Here is a 4,126-nt window from a genome sequence, read left to right on the forward strand (position 1 = left end):
CACTTACATGGGCTACTGCGTGTTTATTATCGTTAATAATTAATAACTCTTTATCGCCTAACTCTTGTTTCATAAAAAGACCTAGTTTAATTGCTTCTGCTTCATACATATCAATATAATCTAGGCTATCATATCTATCACTTATGTTCAGAATTTTGACCCACTTGTATTGTGAATCAAGAAAGGCTCTAGCAGTAGCTATGTCAATTTTTTTGGGGAGAAATTCAAAATGGCTAATTAACTGTTGAATTATTTTTAAAAGTTCTTCATGTTGAAGAGAATAAACATCAGATGGTAATAAATTATCCCAAGTTTCTAGTTCATTTTCTTTTAGCTCCGAAAAATCTATCGTAAGTTCCCACCAATTCAAAATTTCTTCAAAATTAAAATATTTTAAAGCCAAGTCATAATCAATAATATCAAAACCAGCATCTGTGATTATTGAATCATTTACTGCTAGTTTAGCTAATTGAGAATGATTTAAACTTAGAAAATGCGGGAAATGTGACTTTCTACTTTTTTTTCCTTTCTTCTTTCTTTTTCTCAAGATTTTGTTTCTCCACCTATTAATAATACCCAGAATAAGGGAAAATCATACCAAGAAAGCAGTCAATATTTGAGGAACACGTTCAATCTCTCCAATCGATAGTGATAGTAGTGAGATGTAAAATATATAACTCACTTTTTGCACTTCAAATAGTAATATAAAAATGTGACTCCTTTTTTTTTCTGACAATTAGAAGTGCGCCAATGTCGGATATAATATAGTAGCGTCTATTATTTTGTCAAAAATATTTAGGAAACTTGAAAAAATCCATCAGGCTCAACTGAGGGAAGAAATTCAGAAACATCCCTAGGTAATTTTTCCAAAAACAATACCAAACACCATTGTTCTAGATTGTCTAAAAAAGCAAGAGATGGGACAATAATTGCTTGGGCAATCGTAGTATTACGTATAAAGTTAGCAGTTGCTCTGGCATAAGTTTTTTCAGAAAAACATTCTGGAGCTTTTTCTAAAGATATTTCTTGCCAAACTTCAGCTAGAGTCAGATCTAAAACCAAATCTAATTTAACCTCAAAACGATAGACAAGGCGACGGTAAGTCTTAGTCGCTAAACTAGGTGTCCGGTCAACCTTAAAGTGTCTTGCATATTCTGCTAAAGCTACATTTTTTTCTTTAGCTAAATATAAGGTTGGTTCACCTGCTATATTCCATCTATTTTCGTTACTTACGCCGCAGTAGCTAAAATCATAGATATTGAAAGGTTTTGGGCTATCTGGTATATGTCGGACTGCAAATCCTCTCCAGGGTCGAATATAATTCAGGAGAGACATCAATTAAAAGCCCGTACCTTCCAAGTCAGAGGCTAAGGCACTCAAAACGGGTTCGTAATCCCCTAATTGGAGCAAATCAAAGGCGCACCGTCCGGCGAAAATAGGTAGCGGAGTAGAAAGAAATTCCTTAAGTCCTTCAGGAGTGTAAATCATTGCTCCTAAATCTTTAATTTCTTTCAGCTTGGCTAATCGCATCAGAACTGCTGAATCTTTTGGCAGTGTGTTGTTTGTTTCCCATCGGTTAACAGTTTTAGAACTGACTCTAAGTACATTACTTAGGCGTTCTTGAGAAAGTCCTAATCCTTTTCTAATTTCTACAGGAGCTAATTTTTTGTTGCTTTCTTTGAGAGCAGACATGACTTTTGTTTGGAAAACTACTATACAATCATTATCGCTTATTGTTTAGACTTTTGTCTAGACATTTATCTGAGGTTAAGTGTTGAGAAAACGTCAAATAACTTCTGATGCGTACTGCTATTGCTATAATATTTGGTAAATATTTGTAACGATTTCAAGAACGTCCTCTGCTTAATTTAGGTTTGGTAATAGATCGCTCTGGTTCAATGGCAGGTAGTAAAATTAAATATGCACAACAAGCGGCTATTTATGCAGTGGAACAACTATCTTCAGATGATAGGATTAGTGTAACTATTTACGATAATGTGGTAGAAGTAATTATTCCTAGTCAAATAGCTTCTGGTAAGCAAAATATCATTAATCGCCTTAAAAAAATTACTCCTCGGGGTATGACAGCTTTATATAGTGGCTGGTTAGAAGGTGCTACTCAAGTTAGTCGATATTTACAACCTGAGGGATTAAATAGATTTCTTAATTCTTTTGGTTCTCGGATTTAAAGCGACCTAGGATAAAATTTCTTTTTTTTTGATGCTTAGTTTTGCGTGCAGTGACTCGCTTGCGCCAAATTTTGAAGCTTGAGGGAGTTAAAAAGCGTCGCATTAAGACAATCACCTGTTTCTCCTGAAGACCAAACTGAGTCTCAATCGCCTCAAATGATGTTCTATCTTCCCAAGCCATTTCAATAATACGCTCGATAGTTTGATTGTCCAAGTTAGGTATTTTCATTATTTAATTTTGATGATTTCTCTCATTCGAGGAGGTAGACAAAATCTGGCGTTGCATAATAGTTTGTGACAGACTACTCAGAACTTTTTAATAAATTTAACAGGGATTATTATTTCGCTTCGCTTGAGGGCATCCGGGATGTAAGGTCCATCATAAAAGAAACGCCGAGGATTACCTGCGCTCTGATAATCGGGGTTTTGTTGAAGCCAAATTAGTAGCTTTCGCAATCCTTCTTGGTAACTTTCGTAGTTGTAAGCTCCACGTAAGCCTAGGCTAACTGCTAACATTGCTTCAACATCCTTGACTGTGATATTACTAGCAACCTCGCGGGGATAAATCTGAGGGCTTGAATAGATAAATGATACCTCCGCTTCACCAAAGTCTTTACCTTCGATACTTTCGAGAGGATATTGAGTTTCTACTGGAGCGGTCATAGAAATTTCATTGGAGCTAATATGTTGATAAAGTGGATAGAAAGCGTTATTGGCAGCATTGGCTAAATTGCCTTTTATCTTGTAGGTAGCTGCTCGGTAAGCAGGGTATTGTTTCACTCTTATCTCCCCAGGAGGAGTCGGGGCGGGGAAATCTTCAGGCAGTGGCGCGCTGTTGGCATCGAATATGCTAAACATTAAACAAGCCAGGGCTAGGAGGGTAAGAGGAATGAACATTTGTTTGATTTTCATAGCATTAATTTGATCAAAATCTCTTAAAAGGTTGCTTGTAGGTTTTATGTTGCTAACCTTTTTTCTAATTAATGTTAAATTATACTTTGTTTCTCTACCTAATTGCCCCTTGTTCTACTAATGACACAACCAACTAAAATATTAGCTTTTGCAGGAAGTGCCCGAATCGAATCTTTTAATAAAAAATTAGTTAAAATCGCGGCAGATGAGGCTAAAAAAGCAGGAGCAGAAGTTACTTATGTTGATTTTCTTGACTATCCTATGCCCTTGTTCAATGAAGATTTGGAGGCTAAAGAAGGCTTACCTAAGTCTGTAGTTGAATTCAGAAGCTTGCTCAAAAGTCATCAAGGTTTTTTAATTGCTTGTCCAGAGTATAATGGTTCTATCACCCCGTTGTTAAAAAATGCTATTGATTGGGCATCGAGACCTATACCAGATGAACCTAGTTTAGCTTGCTTTAACGGTAAAGTTGCCGCACTATTAGCCACATCTCCAGGTGGACTAGGTGGTATCCGAGGGCTAGTCCATGTGCGCGCTATTCTCGAAGGTATAGGTGTTATCGTTATTCCTCAACAAAAAGCCATTCCCAACGCTCATCAAGTCTTTAACTTGCAGGGTGAGTTACAGGATGAAAAACAATTGTCTGCTATTAGTGGTATAGCTAAAAGCTTAGTAGATGTTACTAGTAAGCTCAAGTTATCTTAACCTTCAAAAAACTCAAATCGAGAGAAATGCTCGTCGTGTTGCAGTAGATGAAAAAATGATCCGCAAATTAAGACAGGCTATCTGCGGAAAAACCGCAGATACAAAACTTAACAATCAGACAAGTTTAGCTGTAGCTTGAAAGCCTAATTCTTGCCTAATCTTGGTAACTTTTTTACTAATACTGGAGTTTAGACTAAATAGCCCGGATTGGGCGACTGCTACATTACCAAGGTCTTAGCCTTGAGTCTCCTTTGGCAAGTGCTAGCGAATAACACAAGATTATTGACACACTGATTTTAGTACAACAAGCAACTATGGAA

The 4,126-nt window shown here is 36.6% G+C and carries 6 protein-coding genes and 1 pseudogene; 2 read left to right on the forward strand and 5 right to left on the reverse strand.

The features are described 5' to 3' along the window. The 3 genes from EA365_00105 to EA365_00115 all read right to left on the reverse strand — a co-directional run. Positions 1-547, reverse strand: a 547-nt coding sequence (locus EA365_00105) for a hypothetical protein (protein TVQ49897.1), incomplete at its 3' end; no start/stop codon positions are given. Positions 548-795: 248 nt separating this feature from the next. Beyond that, the gene (locus tag EA365_00110; protein TVQ49898.1) at positions 796-1,335 is read right to left on the reverse strand and encodes an RES domain-containing protein; all 540 of its coding nucleotides are present in this window, start codon (positions 1,333-1,335) and stop codon (positions 796-798) included. A gap of 3 nt (positions 1,336-1,338) precedes the next feature. Beyond that, the gene (locus tag EA365_00115; GenBank protein TVQ49899.1) at positions 1,339-1,692 is read right to left on the reverse strand and encodes a helix-turn-helix domain-containing protein; all 354 of its coding nucleotides are present in this window, start codon (positions 1,690-1,692) and stop codon (positions 1,339-1,341) included. A gap of 206 nt (positions 1,693-1,898) precedes the next feature. Between EA365_00115 and EA365_00120 the strand changes: the two are divergent. Then, positions 1,899-2,199 (forward strand): annotated as a pseudogene (locus tag EA365_00120) (hypothetical protein). Here EA365_00120 and EA365_00125 read toward each other — a convergent pair. Then, positions 2,164-2,418 (reverse strand): TIGR03643 family protein, encoded by a 255-nt coding sequence (locus tag EA365_00125; protein ID TVQ49900.1) that lies wholly within the window; start codon positions 2,416-2,418, stop codon positions 2,164-2,166. The pseudogene EA365_00120 and the gene EA365_00125 overlap by 36 nt on opposite strands. A 77-nt stretch (positions 2,419-2,495) precedes the next feature. Then, on the reverse strand, positions 2,496-3,101 hold the full coding sequence (locus EA365_00130) for an ABC transporter substrate-binding protein (GenBank protein TVQ49901.1): 606 nt from the start codon (positions 3,099-3,101) through the stop codon (positions 2,496-2,498). Positions 3,102-3,221: 120 nt separating this feature from the next. On the opposite strand from EA365_00130, the gene EA365_00135 reads away from it, so the two are divergent. Then, positions 3,222-3,806: an NADPH-dependent oxidoreductase gene (locus EA365_00135; GenBank protein ID TVQ49902.1), complete on the forward strand. Its 585-nt coding sequence runs from the start codon at positions 3,222-3,224 to the stop codon at positions 3,804-3,806. The last annotated feature ends 320 nt before the right edge of the window (positions 3,807-4,126 follow it).

It is taken from the genome of Gloeocapsa sp. DLM2.Bin57, from assembly GCA_007693955.1.
Classification (GTDB): domain Bacteria; phylum Cyanobacteriota; class Cyanobacteriia; order Cyanobacteriales; family Gloeocapsaceae; genus Gloeocapsa.